This window comes from Streptomyces sp. NPDC093097 (assembly GCF_044754325.1).
Taxonomy (GTDB): domain Bacteria; phylum Actinomycetota; class Actinomycetes; order Streptomycetales; family Streptomycetaceae; genus Streptomyces.
In genome coordinates, this window is record NZ_JBIVOW010000020.1 from 74,474 (window position 1) to 90,319 (window position 15,846).

The following is a 15,846-nucleotide window of genomic DNA, read 5'->3' on the forward strand; positions in this document are numbered from 1 at the left end:
ACCACGACGAGCGAGTAGCGGCTCACGCCGTGCGACGGGCGGTCTTCCCGGCATCATCCGGAAGACCGCCCGCACTCGTGCGCTCCCGCCCGCACCGGGCCCCGGGCACCGCTCAGCCGGCGCCGTGCGCCAGCACGGCCGGAAGCAGCGCGGACGCCCGCGTATAGACACCGGGGCTGCCCGGGCGCCCACAGCCGGTGCCCCACGACACCAGCCCCACCAGCCGCCCGTTCACCACCAGCGGCCCACCGCTGTCCCCCTGGCAGGCATCGCGCCCGCCCTTGGCCTCCCCCGCGCACACCATCGAGGCCGCCTTGTACGTCCCATCGGCGCTGCCCGGATAGGCCCGCGCGCACACCGCGTCACTCAGGACGTTCACTCTCGCCGACCGCAGCCGTGATGCGTAGCTGCCGTCACCCGTCATGTCGCCCCATCCGTAGACCGTGGCCACGCCGCCGGGGGCATAGGCGCCATCGTTCCGCCTCGCTATCGGGATCGGCTGGTTCGAGACCCGCTTCACCAGGGTGACAACGGCCATGTCATCCGCATTGGTCCAGGTGTTGTAGCGCGGATTGACCCACACCTTGGCGACCTTGACCTCCTGACCGCCCTTGCCGGAGAGGTTGCTGCGCCCCACGACGACCCTGAGGTCCTTCACACTCCGCCAGGGCAGCCCGAGGACCTCCCGCCCCAGGCAGTGCGCAGCCGTCACCACCGTCGCGTGCCCGACCAGCGCGCCACCGCAGAACTGTCCGGAGCGCTTGCTCCCGAACCGCTGATGCGAGGCCAGAGCCACCACCCAGGGGCTCTGTGCGGGACTGACGGGCTTTCCCCCGACCACCACCTCGTCCGCGACCGCCGGGGCCGGCACGGCGAGGATCAGCGCGAGGGCACCGAGGGCTGCTCGGACGGTCGGGCGCATGACGGACTCCTGACTCCAGGACAGTGGTCGCTCACCCAGGGTGACCCAAACGGGCGCGCCCCGCACCCGGACGGCCGCGAGCCCGGCCTTCCACCGGGGTGGAGGACCGGGCTCGCAGGGCGATCGGAGCCGTTGGGGCTAGTCGAGGTAGTCCCGCAGCACCTGGGACCGCGACGGGTGACGCAGCTTCGACATCGTCTTGGATTCGATCTGCCGGATCCGCTCGCGGGTGACGCCGTAGACCTTGCCGATCTCGTCGAGCGTCTTGGGCTGGCCGTCGGTGAGGCCGAAGCGCATGGAGACGACGCCGGCCTCGCGCTCGGAGAGGGTGTCCAGCACCGAGTGCAGCTGCTCCTGGAGGAGCGTGAAGCTGACAGCGTCGGCCGGGACGACCGCCTCGGAGTCCTCGATGAGGTCACCGAACTCGCTGTCGCCGTCCTCACCCAGAGGGGTGTGCAGGGAGATCGGCTCGCGGCCGTACTTCTGGACCTCGATGACCTTCTCGGGGGTCATGTCCAGTTCCTTGGCCAGCTCCTCCGGGGTGGGCTCGCGGCCCAGGTCCTGGAGCATCTGGCGCTGGACGCGCGCCAGCTTGTTGATGACCTCGACCATGTGGACGGGGATGCGGATCGTCCGGGCCTGGTCGGCCATGGCGCGGGTGATGGCCTGGCGGATCCACCACGTCGCGTAGGTCGAGAACTTGTAGCCCTTGGTGTAGTCGAACTTCTCGACCGCGCGGATCAGACCGAGGTTGCCCTCCTGGATCAGGTCCAGGAAGAGCATGCCGCGGCCGGTGTACCGCTTGGCCAGGGAGACGACCAGTCGGAGGTTGGCCTCCAGAAGGTGGTTCTTCGCCCGGCGGCCGTCCTCGGCGATGATCTCCAGCTCACGCTTGAGCTTCGGCGCGAGCTTGTCGCTGTTGGCGAGCTTGTCCTCGGCGAACAGACCGGCCTCGATGCGCTTGGCGAGCTCCACCTCCTGCTCGGCGTTGAGCAGCGGGACCTTGCCGATCTGCTTGAGGTAGTCCTTGACCGGGTCGGCGGTGGCGCCGGCCGCGGCGACCTGCTGGGCGGGGGCGTCGTCCTCGTCCTCGTCCGACAGCACGAAGCCGGCGTTCTCGGCACCCTCGGGCTCGGCGGCCTCACCCTTGCCGGGCGCCGGGGTCTCCTCGGTCAGGTCGTCGTCGAGCAGGTCGTCGACGTCCTTCTTGGACCCGGCCTTCTTGGCGGTGGCCTTCTTGGCCGTGGTCTTCTTCGCGACCGTCTTCTTGGCGGTCGTCTTCTTCGCCGCGACCTTCTTCGCAGGTGCGGCCTCGGACTCACCGGAGGCCGGGTCCGCCATGGAGGCGGCCGACGCGGTGGTGGTCTTCTTCACCGTGGCGGTCTTGGCCGCGACGGTCTTGGTGGCGGTGCGCTTCGCCGGACTCTTCGCTGCGACGCTCTTGCGGGTGCGCTTGGGCGCCTCTGCGGCACTGACCATCAGCGTCACACCCTCCTCGTCGAGGATCTGGTTGAGGCTGCGCAGAACGTTCTTCCACTGGGTTGGCGGAATCTGGTCAGCCTCGAAGGCCCGACGCACGTCATCGCCGGCGATCTGCCCATCTGCCTTTCCCCGCTCGATGAGCGCCATCACAGACTCGGACTCGGCGATCTCCGGCGGGAGCGTACGGGATGTGCTGGCCGACACGAACAACCTCTCGGAACGATGGAAACGGCTTCCGACCCCGTCCACTGTGGGTCGGAGCCGACGACCGCCGGTGGGGATGGACCGACGGCGCAGGGGCAACCGGGGAGTTGAACAGCGTCACGAACGCCGCTCGTATTCCCTCCTCGGCTATCACCTCTTACGTCATCGCGCTTCCCCGGAGAGCGTTACGGCCAATCTGCGTGGCCCGAGTCACACCCCATAACAGCCCCTTCCCCGTCATATGCGGTGCAATCCTCCCAAAGCATTCCGCCGGATCCGGTCGTCGTCCCGGATCCGGCGATCTTGCGCTCCTTCGGCGCGTACGGCGCGTCCTCGCCAGAGGCGTAGGGGCACGAGGCTGCACGGCGCTCACGGTCCGCACGTGCTCGGGTGCGAGCCCTCAGTGCTCGCGCGGCGCCGGGACGACGTGGTCCACGGGCGCCCCTGCGCCCTGGCCGCCGGCCTCGCCGTGGCCGGCGAGGAGCTGGCGCATCGCCGATTCGGCGGCGGTGGCGTCGCCGGAGCCGATGGCGTCGACGACCCTCATGTGCTGACCCACCGACGCCTCGACCGGCCGCTCGCAGCCGCCGGACCCGCCGGAGACGTGCAGGGCGGAGGTGACGATGCCCGCGAGGTGCTCCAGCATGCGGTTGCCGGCGAGCTGGAGAAGCAGGGTGTGGAACTCGGCGTCGGCGCGCGAGAAGGTCATGGTGTCGCCCTGCGCCGCGGAGTGGCCCATGATCTCGACCATGTCCGCGAGCCGCTGCTGGATGTCCTCACGACCGTGTCCGGCGGCGAGCCGGGCGGCGAGCGGCTCGATCGTCCAGCGCAGCTCGCACAGCTCACGGCGCTGGTCGTCGCGCTGCGGCCCGTAGGCGCGCCATTCGATGATGTCGGGGTCGAGGAGGTTCCAGTCGCTGACCGGGCGCACCCGGGTGCCCACGTTGGGGCGGGCGCTCACCAGGCCCTTGGCTTCGAGGACGCGCAGTGACTCGCGGACGACGGTGCGGGAGACCTCGAAGCGCTGGCCGATCTCCTCGGGGACGAGCGGGCGGTCGGCGCCGAGATCGCCGGAGACGATCATCTGGCCGAGCTGCTGGACGAGTTGGCCGTGGAGTCCGCGGCCGCGGTTACCCGCCGCGCGCCGGCCGACCCGGCCGATGTCTGCCTCGGTGCCTTCCCAGACCGACGAGACGCGCTCTGCGCGGTCCTGGCCGGTCGCGTTGGCTGCGTTGGCGTAGGGGTAGCGGTCAAGCTCGCCCGGGCCTGCGAGGCCGGTATCGCCGGGGCGAGCCGCGGTCATCATGGTGTGCGCAAGGGTACTCACGCATCCTTTGTCGGCGTCGCCTTGAACGGCCTTGAGGTCTTTGGTGAAAAGCACACGAAAGGGTGATCGCCCGTTATCTCGCAATTGACGCTTTATCGGAAAGAAACGCGCTTTCGGCGGCGAGTTGTGGGCAAGGGGTGCAACAACTGGGCCTGGAAACGGGCTTTTTGGCCGGCCGGCACCCCTTGCCCGTTAGCACGGTGAACACACAAGTACAGCCGAGGGCAGGGCGATCAACACCCTTGCACAGCCCAGGGGTTGGGGTGTCAGCGGTGTCATGGGCGTCGCGACCGGGCCGCTTCCGGAAGGCGAGGAGGGCTGCCTTCATGGGACGGATCAGTGCTGTGCGCTGCAACGCGCGGAGCAACGTTCGGCGGTCAGTGAATCCGGCGGGCAAGGGAGTTGGCGGGATGGGTGTTACGAGCCCGGTGGTGGTCGTGAGGATGCGCGGGAATTGATGCGTTGCGGCGAGGGCCGAAGTCGTCGGGGCATCGACGACGCCAAGTCACCGTGCGGATCGGGCCCGCGAGGTCGTCACCGGTGTCGTGTCTGCCTGTGAAGTCACCGGGGGCGGTGACTTCACAGGCGGCTCGCTGACGCCATGGGGGCTGCATGCCTGGCGTGGTGATGCGGGCGCGGGTGGTGGTCAGACCTCCGGTCGCAGCATCGGCGGGTTGAGCAGGGTCGCGCCGCCGGCGCTGAAGAGCTGGGCAGGGCGGCCGCCCTGACGGGTGGTGGTGCCGCCGGTGGGGACCAGGAAGCCGGGGGTGCCGGTCACCTTGCGGTGGAAGTTGCGGGGGTCGAGTGCGACGCCCCATACCGCCTCGTAGACGCGGCGCAGCTCGCCGACGGTGAACTCCTGCGGGCAGAAGGCCGTGGCGAGCGAGGAGTATTCGATCTTCGAGCGGGCGCGCTCCACTCCGTCGGCGAGGATGCGGCCGTGGTCGAAGGCCAGTGGGGCGGCCAGCTCGCCTTCGCGGGCGTGGGCGTTGCCGTCCTGGTCCAGGAGGGTTTCGACGGGGGCCCAGCGGGCGCTGTGGGCGTCGCCGCCGGCCCGGGGAGCGGGCAGATCGGGGGCGAGGACGAGATGCGCGACGCTGACCACACGCATGCGGGGGTCGCGCTTGGGGGCGCCGTAGGTGGCGAGCTGTTCGAGGTGCGCGCCGTACGCCGGCGGCGGGGTGCCCTCGGGCGGGCAGGCGTGCAGGCCGGTCTCCTCGACGAGCTCCCGAGCGGCCGCCTCCGCCAGGTCCTCGTCGGCCCGGACGAAACCGCCCGGCAGGGCCCAGCGGCCCTGGAACGGCGGCTCACCACGGCGAACGGCCAACGCACACAGGGCGTGGCGGCGCACGGTGAGCACGACCAGGTCGACGGTGACAGCAAAGGACGGGAAGGCCGACGGGTCGTAGGGAGGCATGTCGCGATCATAGTCGTCCGCCTGACGATAAACAGGCGTTGCGTCCTTCACGACCTCAGCTGCAGACCGTCCGCGGCCTCCTCGACCATCCCCATTCCGAGCCGGCTGACGCGTACCGCGAAGGGCTGCTCGGCGAGGGTGAGTCCGGTCAGTTGCATCGCGCCGAGCGGGGCGGTGCCGAGCGGGCGGACGGCGACCGTCCCGGCGGGGACATCAGGACGTAGCCCGGCGAGGGCGATGAGTATGTGCACCGCGCCGGCGGCGGCGACAGCCGCGGGACGGCAGGCCGCCGGGTGCGGAACCGGGACGCCGCCGGCGGTGCGTTGGTCGCCCGCGAACATCTCGGGGAGGCGGTGACCGAAGCTCTCAGCGGCGTCGAGGAGCCCCTTGGCCAGGGCGCCTGCGGCGGCGTCGCGACCGGCGGCGGCCAGTCCGGCGGCGGCGACGGCGGTTTCGTGGACGCGGACCGCTCCGCTGCGGTGGCCGAACGGGTTGTAGCCGCCCTCCTTGGCGCCGAGTCCGCGCAGGCCCCATCCGGAGTCCATGGCGGGGCCGCGGAGCAGGCTGGACAGTTGGTCGGTCTGGAGCGCGTTCAGCAGGCCGGGGGCGTAGGTTCCGCCGCCGACCAGGCCGGTGTCGAGGAGGTGGGCGGCGCCGGCGCCAAGGTGCGGTACGGGGCGGCCGTCGCTGGTGAGCAGGGCGGCGGGGCGGCCGCCGGTTCGGTCCTCCAGCCAGAAGTCCGTGCGGAAGCGGGCGCGCAACTCCGCCGCCCAGTCGCGGAGCCCGTCGGCACCAGGAGATCCGCAGGCGTCGAGGAGATCGGCGCCGAGGACCGCGGCGCGATGGGCGTGGGCCTGGGTCTCGCAGCGGTACGGGCCATCCGGTGCGGGGTCGGGGAGGTAGCCGCCGCGGTCACCGCCCCGGGGGTCGGTGGCGGTGCGGAGCCACTGGAGGCAGCGTTCGGCGGCGGGCAGCAGCCGTTCGGTCTCGTGGTCGGGCAGGCCCCAGCGGCGGGCCTCGGCGAGGACCGTCGGGAAGAGGAGCGTCGCCTCGATGCCGGTGCAGTCGGGCGGGGCGTGCGGCCCGGCGTCCCGGAGAGGGCCGGGAATACGGCCGAAATCCGCCCCTGGGGCGATCTGTTGGGTGCGGGCGAGGGTGCACAGGGTGCCGGCTGCGAGCCGGGTGCCGAGAGGAAGCAGCATCCGGGCCGCCCACAGGGCGTCCGCCGGGGCCAGGCCGCAGCGCCAGGGGAAGCCGCCGGCGACAAAGACGTCCGTGGGCAGAGCGGGATCGCGCATGAGCAGGCCGTGCAGGTCGTCGAGGCTGCCGGCCAGGAGGGCGTCGGCGCGGTGGTCGTCGCACTCCAGGCGGGCTGCGGACCAGGAGCGCGGCGGCCGTTCGCTGCGGGTACGGGACCGGGCGGGCCCGGTGCGCGGGACGGGGACGGAGGTGTCCCCGCCCGGACCGGCCGCGCAGTGTTCCAGGCGGGGACGGAGTTCGAGCGTGTGCCGGCCGCCGGGGGGCAGGTCCAGTTCCCAGCGGAGCAGACCCGCGGAGGCCAGGGCGTCCTGGGGCGTGGGGATGGCGGTCACCACCGCATGGGCTCCGCGGCCCGACCAGCGCAGACCGGATCCGTGGACGGCGGCGCGGAGTTCGGGACCAGGGAGCCCGACGGCGACGGCGCCGAGGTCTGCCAGGTCGGTGCCCAGGTGGATCTCGACCGGCAGCCGGATGGACCGGGTGGCGCTGCTGTGGAAGGTGATCCGTTCGGTGCCGTCGGCGCAGCGCAGCCGCTCCATCCGGATCTCCGGGTCCGGCCCCCGCTCGCCGGACCGGCGGATCACACCGGTGAACTGGGCACGGTCCGCGGCGATCAACCGCCCCTGGACCGGGAACAGTTCACCGCCGGCGGTCCGCACCTCGCAGCGGGAGAGGACCCGTCGGCCGTCGCGGTAGCAGCCGTCCAGGCCCTGACCGGTCAACTGTCCCGTACTGGACGACACGGTGAGCGACGGCAGGGCGATGCAGACCAGCGCCGCGTGGACGGGCTGGGGCTGGGGGATCCGGGCCGCCGGGGCGCGCCGGTCTCCGGTGGGCCGGTGGGCCGGCGGGGTGGTGGGAATCCCTGGCACGCTCTGCGCTCCCTGGTGAGGTCGGGCTCCGGACGGCCTGCGCCACCCAGGTGAACGGTGCGGCCGTCGCCCAGGTCACGCCGACCGCACCGTGCCCCGTGCCCTCACCGTCGACTTCGGTCACCGCCCTTCCCGGCCCGGCGGGCGCCCGAGGCTCCGGTCGTGCGGGAGCCGGGGCCCGTGCCACCCCGGGAGCCGCGGGGACGGACGGTGCTTCCCTGCCGCGACGGTGCCGGTCGCTGCACCGGCTGCCGCCGGGCCGGTGCGGCCGCCTCGGCCTCACCGGTGGTCTCGGCTTCACCGGTGGTCTCGGCATCGCCAGGGGTCTCGGCCTCCTCGCGCTGCTGGCGCAGGCAGCGGCGCAGCGGCTCGGGGTCCAGGCCCTCATTGAGGGCGCGGTGCAGCAGTTGGGCGAAGAGGCAGTCGGGATCGGTGGTCACGGCCCGGCTGAGGGCCACACGCGCGGAGGGGCCGTCCGCCATGGACCAGCAGACCCAGCCGGCGAGGGTCAGGGGCGCCGCGGCGTATTCGGCGTAGCCGCCGGCGCAGCGGCGGGCGAGGGCGCGCCAGACCCGGAGGGCCGCCGCGGCATCGGAGCCGTCCATCCATTCCGCGGCCCGGTCGCGGGTGGCGCGGTCCTGGAGGCCGAGGATGAGGGTGGCGGCCTCGGCGTCGGTGATCAGCGCGTCGTCGCAGGCGTCCCTCGCGCGGTTGCTGCCGGCGGGGGTGTCCTGGCGGAACCGGTGGATCATCGCGTCGGCCAGTTCGAGGGTGTCCCGTCGGACGCCGGCGGCGTGGTCCGGTCGGAGCATCCGCGGCAGGAGGGCGGCCGCCGCGTCGTCCAGTGCTTTCTCCTGGTCGGCGCCCCGCGGCCCGATGCGGGGCGCCAGGCGGGCTTCCATCTCCTTGAGCGAACCGCGCACCGGCATGCCGGCGTAGGCGGCGGCCGCTGCCATCACGGACGTGCCGGGAAGGAGCAAGGGGGTGCCGTCGGCGGGACAGCAGCGGTAGTCGGGGCAACAGTAGGACCAGAAGCGGCCGTTGGAGAGGCAGAGGGCTTCGAGGACCGGGACGTCCAGGGAGCCGCAGGCGGTGCGCAGTCGCTGGGCCAGGGGGCGGAGACGCTCCTTGACGTCCTGGCCACTCTCGCCCGGTGCCGGTTCCTGGCAGAGGAAGACGAGGATGCCGACGAGGCGGCCGGCGCGCTTGCGGGCACCGGAGATCAGACAGTCGGCGAGTTGGTCGCTGACATCGGGCCAATGGGACGGGTCGGTGGGAATGCCGAGTCGGAGGCGGCCGCCGAAGCGGGCACGCTCGCCGTGCAGGGCGACCATCACGAGGCTGTCGTCCGGATAGAAGCCGAGGAGGTAGGGCAGCGCGTCGGCGAGGTCTGCGGAGCCACGCAGAATGACCTGCGGCTCGGTGGACGGATCGGCGAGGCCGGGCGGGGCGGTGGTTGCCGTGGAGTCGTCGGGGACAGCCGAGTCGGTGGGTCGGTCGTCGGCGCTGCAGGAGAGGGCGGGGCCGGGCGGGTCGTACGGGGTGGGCGGGGTGTCGTCACGGCCGCCGGGCGGGCCCGTGTCCACCGTGGGCGCGGACGAGGAGGCGGGGTCGCCCGTGTCGGGAGCGCTCTGGTTGGGGGTGTCGGCGTACTCGGCAGTGCGGTGGTCGGCGGTGTGGTCGTGGAGGTGGGGGGCTTCGATGCCGGGCTGGTGCGGTTCGCTGTGCGGATTCATGGTGCGAAGATCCCGCGGCCGAGCGGCGTTCCGCGACCCCTGTGGATAACTCGCGGCGGTCGTTTTCCACAGCCTGCGGCGGGAGTTGGCGCGATGGCGGTGGCATCGGGTTGCCTGGCGACATGAGCGACAAGGCCAACAAGACCTGCGTGCCGGAGCGGCCGGCCCCGAGCATGGGACGGAGCGCCTATCGGCCGGTCTGCACCCTTCATAGAGAGAACAGCGCGCGGTGTCTTCCACCCCCGCCATCCGGCCTCCACCATGCGGACCGGCAGGCCTCGCGGAGCGTACGAGGACTCCTTGGACTCCTCGTACGCCTCGCGAGAGGAGTGGTCACCCGTGGGGTGTCCGGTCTCGGTTCGCGCCTCGCCCCGACCGGTCCTCTCAGCCCCTCGACGTCATCACGCTCAGCCCGCCGCGGCGAGGACCAGCGGAAGGACCTGTGCGCTGCCGGCCTGGCGGAGCAGGCGGGCGGCGACGGCAAGGGTCCAGCCGGAGTCCGTGTAGTCGTCCACGAGCAGGACGGGGCCCGGAGAGGCGGCCAGCGCACCGGCCAGTTCCTCCGAGACGGTGAAGGCGCCGGCCAAAGTCCTCAGGCGTTGCGCGGAGTTGCTCCGATGCGCCTTGTGCACATCGCTCAGCCCGGTGTACGTCAGTGCGCCCAGGAAGGGGAGGCGGCCGATCGTCGCGATCCCCTGGGCGAGGGAGCCGACCAGTTGCGGGCGCACCAGGGACGGCACCGCGACGACACCCACCGGGCGCGCGACGGCGTCCGGCGCGTTCGACGCCCAACCCCCGGCAGACCGCGCCCAGTCGGCGAGGACGTCCACCGCGGCCCGCAGGACGTCGTCGGGGACCGGCCCGTCGGGCGCGTTCTCCGCGAGCAGCGGGCGCAGGCGGTTGCCCCAGCCGATGTCCGAGAGCCGCCCCAGGGCACGCCCGGTGGCGCACTGCTCCGTGGCCGGGATGCGTCCCTTGAGGTCGATGCCCAGTGCCGACATCCCCGTCGGCCACATCCGACGCGGCTCGACCTCCACCCCCGGGCGGTCCAGTTCCTTCGCCGCCGCCGTCAGCGTCTCCGCGGAAACGGCCGAATCGGCCCAGGTGCCCGCGCAGTTGTCGCAACGGCCGCACGAGGTCGCCCCCTCGTCGTCCAGCTGCCGGCGCAGGAACTCCATCCGGCACCGGTCCGTGCTCACGTAGTCGCGCATGGCCTGCTGCTCGGCCGCCCGCTGCCGCGCCACCCAGGCATAGCGCTCCGCGTCGTACGTCCACGGCCGGCCGGTGCTCTCCCAGCCGCCCTTGACCCGTCGCACGGCGCCGTCCACGTCGAGGACCTTGAGCATCGTCTCCAGCCGGCTCCGCCGGAGGTCCACCGCGGCCTCCAGGGCCGGCGCGGACAGCGGCCGGCCCGCGTCGGCGAGGGCCGCGAGGGTCTGCCGCACCTGCGCCTCGGGCGGGAAGGCGGTGTCGGCGAAGTAGCGCCAGATGGCCTCGTCCTCCTTGCCCGGCAGCAGCAGCACATCGGCGTGCTCGACACCGCGCCCGGCGCGGCCGACCTGTTGGTAGTAGGCGATCGGCGAGGACGGCGAGCCGAGGTGGAGCACGAATCCCAGGTCCGGCTTGTCGAAGCCCATGCCCAGCGCGGACGTGGCGACCAGCGCCTTGACCCGGTTCTCCAGGAGGTCGGTCTCGGCCTGCAGGCGCTCGGCGTTCTCGGTGCGTCCCGTGTAGGAGGCCACCGGGAAGCCGCGCTGGCGGAGGTACGCGGTGGCCTCCTCGGCCGCGGCCACCGTCAGCGCGTAGATGATCCCGGAGCCCGGCAGCTCGTCCAGGTGCTCGGCGAGCCAGCCGAGCCGGTGGGCGGCGTCCGGCAACCGGACCACGCCCAGCCGCAGACTCTCCCGCTCCAGCGGGCCGCGCAGCACCAGGGCCTCGCCGGCGCCGGTGCCCAACTGCTCCGCGACATCCGCGGTGACCCGCGCGTTGGCCGTCGCGGTGGTGGCCAGCACCGGCACACCGGGCCGAAGATCGGCCAGCATCGCCCGCAGCCGACGGTAGTCGGGGCGGAAATCGTGGCCCCAGTCGGAGATGCAGTGCGCCTCGTCGACCACCAGCAGACCGGTCGTGGCCGCGAGCTTGGGCAGCATCCGGTCCCGGAAATCCACGGAATTCAGACGTTCCGGACTCACGAGAAGGACATCGGTCTCGCCGCGCTCGACCTCCTGGTGGATCGCGTCCCACTCCTCGGGGTTGGCCGAGTTGATGGTGCGCGCCCGGATACCGGCCCGCTCCGCCGCCTCGACCTGGTTCCGCATCAACGCCAGCAGCGGCGAGACGATCACCGTCGGGCCGGAGCCGCGCCGACGCAGCAGGGCGGTGGCGACGAAGTACACCGCCGACTTCCCCCAGCCCGTCCGCTGCACCACCAGGGCGCGCCGGCGCTCCTCCACCAGGGCCGACACCGCCTGCCACTGGTCCTCCCGCAGCCGCGCGGCGCCCCCAGGGGCACCGACGAGCTCGGCGAGGATGATGTCGGCTTCGGTGCGGAGCTCCAGGTTGTCCATACCCCCATGCAACCGGATGGCGGGGACGATGAGCCAGTTCACCCACCGTGGCAGTCGGCTCACAGGTGGTCCGCCGACCGCACACCGACGGGGTCGGCCGGACCGGAGCGCCCCACCGCACCGCTCCCCGATCGTCATGTCCGGAGCGCCCCACCGCGCCCCTCCCCGGTCGTCACGTTTTACGACGTGGGCCAGCGCCCCTTTCGACCTGGACCACCGCCGGCTGCCCGCGATGCCGGGGAACCGCGAAGGGTGAACCGGTCGCGGCCGGACGGGTGTTGGGGCGACCGCCGGCCATCAGCTGGGCAATCACCCACGACCGATGCCGATTTGGCAGGGCCCAGGCGGACCGGAGTCCGACGATGCGGCGGCCGCGGCAGTGGCAGTGCGGCGAGTGCGGAGGGCTGGGACGGCGGTGCCGCAGCGCGGATTTCCGGCCGGGCGTGGGGAATTGCTCGTTGCCGCATGCCTGTGCGAGCGGCGAGAATGGGAAGCGCTTCCCGGTATCCGGCCGTTCGCGGTCCGCCAGGGGCGTGCCGCGGTGCGCCGGCGCGACCGGCCGCGGCCCGTAGCGCGGACGCGCAGACGAAGGGAGGACGATTGGCCTTCGGATTCGCCCGGCCCCCGCAGGATCCACCGCCCGAGTCGGCCGGCCCCACCGCCCGAGGGGGGCGACTGCTGGAACCGGCGGAGTGGGCATCGGCCGGAATCCCGCTGCTGCGCGCGCCCCGCGCGGTCGTCACCGATCTGTACGCCCGCCATCTTCCCGGGCCGAGCACGGTGATCGTGGCGGTGCTGGATCCTCAGGAACGGGTCATCGCCAGCGCGTCGTTCAGCGGGCCGGCGACGGCTCCCGACGGCTGGGCGTACCGCAACGCGCTGTTGGCGCAGCTGCGCCGGATCATCCCGCACGATCTGCGGCTGCGCGTCCCGGTGCGGACGGCGGTGTTGCTCCACTGCCGGGACGGCGAGCCCCGGTGGACGGAGGCGGACGGGGCATGGATGTGGGGTCTGCGCGACGCCTGCACGCTGCACGGGCTCCGCTGCGGGGCGTTCATCGCGCTGACGCGGGACCGTTGGCAGGTGCTGGGCGAGGGGCGGGGCGGGCGACGGCCCAGGGGCCCCTCTCCTCGGAAGTCCGGGAGCGGCCCGGACGCGGTGCGCGGTGGCCGCCGGCGCGGCACGGCCGACGGGGCCGGAGCGACGCATGCCACCGGTCACGTTCCCGGCCCGGAGTGGGCAGCCCCCTGGGACGCGCCCCCACAGGCAGGCGGGCCGGCCGTCCCGGCCGGCCGGGACCCGGTGGCCCCGCAGTGCGCCCCGGAGGTGCGGACCGCGGCGCCGGGCGAGCAGCCGCGCACCGTCCGGAGCACGCCCCGGCGCGCCGGCGGCGGCGCGACCGAGACGCGCCGGCGCACGGTGCCGCGGTGACCACAGTGGAATGCCCGGGCGGGTGCCCGGTATCCGGGCGCGCGAACGAGCCCGACCGGCCATAAAGGGCCGGCGGGCCGTGTCGGGCTGGTGTTGGTCAGGCGTTCGCGCCGAGCACGGCGTTGATCTGCTGCGGGTCACCGCAGACGATCAGCAGCACGCCGGCACGGGCCATGGCGGCGGGCAGCACCCGCGCGGTGACCTCGTCGCTGTCGCCGTTGGCGGCGACGACCACGACGGGACGCCCGGTGATGCGTTCGGCGCCGGCGTCCGCGTAGAACACGTCGTCGGCCGCGTCGTGCTGCGCCCAGTAGGACGCCTCACCGAAGGACAGTTCGTGGGCCGCCCACGGGTGGTTCTCGCCGGTGGTCAGCACCAGGATCTCGCCCGGCGCGCGGCCGGAATCCAGGAGCAGGTCGACGGTTTCGTCGGCGGCGTCGATGGCTCCGCCGGCGGGCGCCGGGATCAGCTGGAGCTGGGCGCCGTCGGCGGTGCCGGTCGCGGCGGCGGGAGGCTGCGGGGAGCCCGTGCGCTGCGTCGGCGGGGCAGGGACCGGCCCTCGCGGCGGAGCGGCCGGTCCGGGCTTGCCGGGACGGGCACTGGACGCGGGTGCGCCTCGCGGCGGGGCGGGGCGGGGACCGGGGACAGGACGGGGGGTCGGCGCGGTGCGGCCGGCGGCCGGAGTTGCGCGGGGACCCGGGACACTCTCGTGAATCTGAGGCTCCTCGGGGATGAGAGGCATAAAAGGATGTCTATCAAACGTAGGTGCGGGGACATGACAGCGGGTACCGAATTCCCGCTCCGCTCCGCTCAGAAGTCGAAGCCGAGTTGGCCACCGGCCTCCAGAGCGGCTGCTTCGGGGGTGACACGCACCTTCTTGAGGTGCTGCCACCGGGGCAGGGCGTCCATGTAGGACCACGACACCCGGTGGTACGGCGTGGGACCGTACTGCTCCAGGGCGGTGCGGTGGGTCGGCGAGGGGTAGCCGGCGTTGGCTGCGAAGTCGAAGTCGGCGTACCCCAGGCCGAGTTCGGCCATCATGGCGTCCCGCCGCACTTTGGCGATCACGGACGCGGCGGCGACCGCGATGCAGGACTGGTCGCCCTTGATGACCGTCCGGACCCGCCACGGCGCGCCCAGGTAGTCGTGCTTGCCGTCGAGGATGACCGCGTCCGGTCGGACCGGGAGCGCCTCCAGGGCGCGTACGGCGGCGAGCCGGAGCGCAGCGGTCATTCCCAGGGCATCGATCTCCTCCGGGGAGGAGTGCCCCAGGGCGTACGAGGTGACCCAGTCGGCGAGCACCTTGCAGAGTTCGGTGCGGCGCTTGGGGGTCAGCAGCTTGGAATCGGTGAGTCCGTCCGGCGGCCGGCGCAGACCGGTGATGGCGGCGCAGACACTGACCGGACCGGCCCAGGCTCCGCGCCCGACCTCGTCGATCCCTACGACGATCTTGGCGCCCGTGGTGGCGCGCAGTGATCGCTCAACGGTGTGAGTGGGAGGCTCGTACGGCATGGCGCCAGCCAGATTACGCCTATTCGACGCGGCCGTCCGCACCGGATCCGGAGGCGGGGTCCGCGGACGCCGGCGGAGGCCCCGACGAGCCGGTCCGACGCACCCACCGACAGGCAGGAGGAGAGGTGCACGGGGGCACGTCACGGCGGCCTTCAGGGCATGAAGTGGCCGCTGGGGACGGCCCGTTGTGCGAGCTGGGAGCAGGGGTCAGAGGGTGGGCGCCCAGGAGGGGAGCGACTCGGCGCGGTCGAGCCATTCCCGGGGCGGGGCGCCGTTGGGGGACGCGGCCACGATGCCGCCGACGATGCCGCAGGTGGTGTCGACGTCGCCGCCTGCCCGGGCGGTGGTCCAGAACGCCTGCTCGTAGTCGCCGAGGTGGCGGGCGGCGGCCCAGAGGGCGAACGGGACGGTGTCGTGGGCACTGGTGCGGCGCCCGCAGCCGAGGACGGCGGCGACGGTGCCGGGGTCGCCGTAGTCGAGCATGTCGCGGGCCCGGCGCAGGCCGGCCTGGACGGCGCTGCGCGGGATGAGGGCCAGCACGCCGTCGATCAGTTCCTCGGGGCGGAGGGTGCGCGCCGGGTCGGCGACCAGCGCGGCGGCGGCGGCCACGGCCATGGCGCCGACGACGGCCTCGCGGTGCTGGTGGGTGGGGTAGGCGGAGATCTCCGCCTGGTGGGTGGCCTGCTCGGGGTCGTCGGCGTACCAGGCGCCGAGGGGGGCGATACGCATGGCGGCGCCGTTGCCCCAGGAGCCGTGGCCGTTGAAGAGCGCGGCGGCCAGTTCGTGCCAGTCGCCGCCCTCGCGGATCTGGCGGAGGAGGCGGTCGACGGCCGGGCCGTAGTCGCGGCCGGCGTCGTGGTGCTCGGCGAACGAGCGGGCCAGGGCGTCCTGGTCGACGCGGTAGTGCGTGGTGAGCACGGCCAGGACGGAGCAGGCCATCTCGGTGTCGTCGGTCCACCGCCAGGGGCCGGGCGGCAGTTCGCGGCGCTTGAGGACGGGGTAGTGGGCGGGGACGAAGAACTGCGATCCGAGGGCGTCGCCCACGGAGAGGCCGCGCAGGCTCGCCAGAGCCCGCGCACAGCGCTCCGCGTCACGGGGGTCAGGGGTCGTCATCGC

Annotated in this window: 10 protein-coding genes and 1 pseudogene; 1 reads left to right on the plus strand and 10 read right to left on the minus strand. The window is 73.1% G+C overall.

What is annotated here, in order from left to right; translation table 11 throughout:
• Positions 1-112: 112 nt before the first annotated feature.
• The 7 genes from ACIQE0_RS29015 to ACIQE0_RS29045 form a co-directional block, all read right to left on the minus strand.
• Positions 113-922, minus strand: coding sequence for a serine protease (locus ACIQE0_RS29015; protein WP_402337738.1), 810 nt, complete (start codon positions 920-922; stop codon positions 113-115).
• A 138-nt stretch (positions 923-1,060) separates the two neighbouring features.
• The gene (locus ACIQE0_RS29020; protein WP_366331640.1) at positions 1,061-2,608 is read right to left on the minus strand and encodes an RNA polymerase sigma factor; all 1,548 of its coding nucleotides are present in this window, start codon (positions 2,606-2,608) and stop codon (positions 1,061-1,063) included.
• A gap of 400 nt (positions 2,609-3,008) precedes the next feature.
• The gene (locus ACIQE0_RS29025) at positions 3,009-3,989 is read right to left on the minus strand and encodes a FadR/GntR family transcriptional regulator (protein ID WP_366331641.1); all 981 of its coding nucleotides are present in this window, start codon (positions 3,987-3,989) and stop codon (positions 3,009-3,011) included.
• Between the two features lie 592 nt (positions 3,990-4,581).
• Positions 4,582-5,352, minus strand: coding sequence for an NUDIX domain-containing protein (locus ACIQE0_RS29030; RefSeq protein ID WP_402337741.1), 771 nt, complete (start codon positions 5,350-5,352; stop codon positions 4,582-4,584).
• Positions 5,353-5,399: 47 nt separating this feature from the next.
• On the minus strand, positions 5,400-7,376 hold the full coding sequence (locus ACIQE0_RS29035) for a glycogen debranching N-terminal domain-containing protein (RefSeq protein WP_402337899.1): 1,977 nt from the start codon (positions 7,374-7,376) through the stop codon (positions 5,400-5,402).
• Positions 7,377-7,588: 212 nt separating this feature from the next.
• On the minus strand, positions 7,589-9,220 hold the full coding sequence (locus ACIQE0_RS29040; protein WP_402337744.1) for a DUF4192 domain-containing protein: 1,632 nt from the start codon (positions 9,218-9,220) through the stop codon (positions 7,589-7,591).
• Positions 9,221-9,627: 407 nt separating this feature from the next.
• On the minus strand, positions 9,628-11,787 hold the full coding sequence (locus tag ACIQE0_RS29045) for a RecQ family ATP-dependent DNA helicase (protein WP_366331644.1): 2,160 nt from the start codon (positions 11,785-11,787) through the stop codon (positions 9,628-9,630).
• 600 nt (positions 11,788-12,387) lie between these two features.
• Here ACIQE0_RS29045 and ACIQE0_RS29050 point away from each other — a divergent pair.
• Positions 12,388-12,918 (plus strand): annotated as a pseudogene (locus ACIQE0_RS29050) (hypothetical protein); the annotation flags it as partial.
• Between the two features lie 397 nt (positions 12,919-13,315).
• Here ACIQE0_RS29050 and ACIQE0_RS29055 read toward each other — a convergent pair.
• The 3 genes from ACIQE0_RS29055 to ACIQE0_RS29065 all read right to left on the minus strand — a co-directional run bounded on the left by ACIQE0_RS29055 (position 13,316) and on the right by ACIQE0_RS29065 (position 15,843).
• Entirely contained in the window at positions 13,316-13,960 is a 645-nt protein-coding gene (locus ACIQE0_RS29055; RefSeq protein ID WP_402337747.1) for a hypothetical protein, read from the minus strand.
• Between the two features lie 68 nt (positions 13,961-14,028).
• Positions 14,029-14,730 carry a ribonuclease HII gene (locus tag ACIQE0_RS29060; RefSeq protein WP_402337750.1) on the minus strand — a complete coding sequence of 234 codons (702 nt, stop codon included), beginning with the start codon at positions 14,728-14,730 and terminating at the stop codon, positions 14,029-14,031.
• A 207-nt stretch (positions 14,731-14,937) separates the two neighbouring features.
• Complete coding sequence (locus ACIQE0_RS29065; RefSeq protein WP_366331647.1) at positions 14,938-15,843, minus strand: ADP-ribosylglycohydrolase family protein; 906 nt, start codon at positions 15,841-15,843, stop codon at positions 14,938-14,940.
• Positions 15,844-15,846: the final 3 nt, after the last annotated feature.

Coding starts and splice junctions, on each gene's coding strand:
- ACIQE0_RS29015 (WP_402337738.1), bottom strand. CDS start 922: ATGCGCCCGACCGTCCGAGCAGCCCTCGGTGCCCTCGCGCTGATCCTC.
- ACIQE0_RS29030 (WP_402337741.1), bottom strand. CDS start 5,352: ATGCCTCCCTACGACCCGTCGGCCTTCCCGTCCTTTGCTGTCACCGTC.
- ACIQE0_RS29040 (WP_402337744.1), bottom strand. CDS start 9,220: ATGAATCCGCACAGCGAACCGCACCAGCCCGGCATCGAAGCCCCCCAC.
- ACIQE0_RS29045 (WP_366331644.1), bottom strand. CDS start 11,787: ATGGACAACCTGGAGCTCCGCACCGAAGCCGACATCATCCTCGCCGAG.
- ACIQE0_RS29055 (WP_402337747.1), bottom strand. CDS start 13,960: ATGCCTCTCATCCCCGAGGAGCCTCAGATTCACGAGAGTGTCCCGGGT.
- ACIQE0_RS29060 (WP_402337750.1), bottom strand. CDS start 14,730: ATGCCGTACGAGCCTCCCACTCACACCGTTGAGCGATCACTGCGCGCC.
- ACIQE0_RS29065 (WP_366331647.1), bottom strand. CDS start 15,843: ATGACGACCCCTGACCCCCGTGACGCGGAGCGCTGTGCGCGGGCTCTG.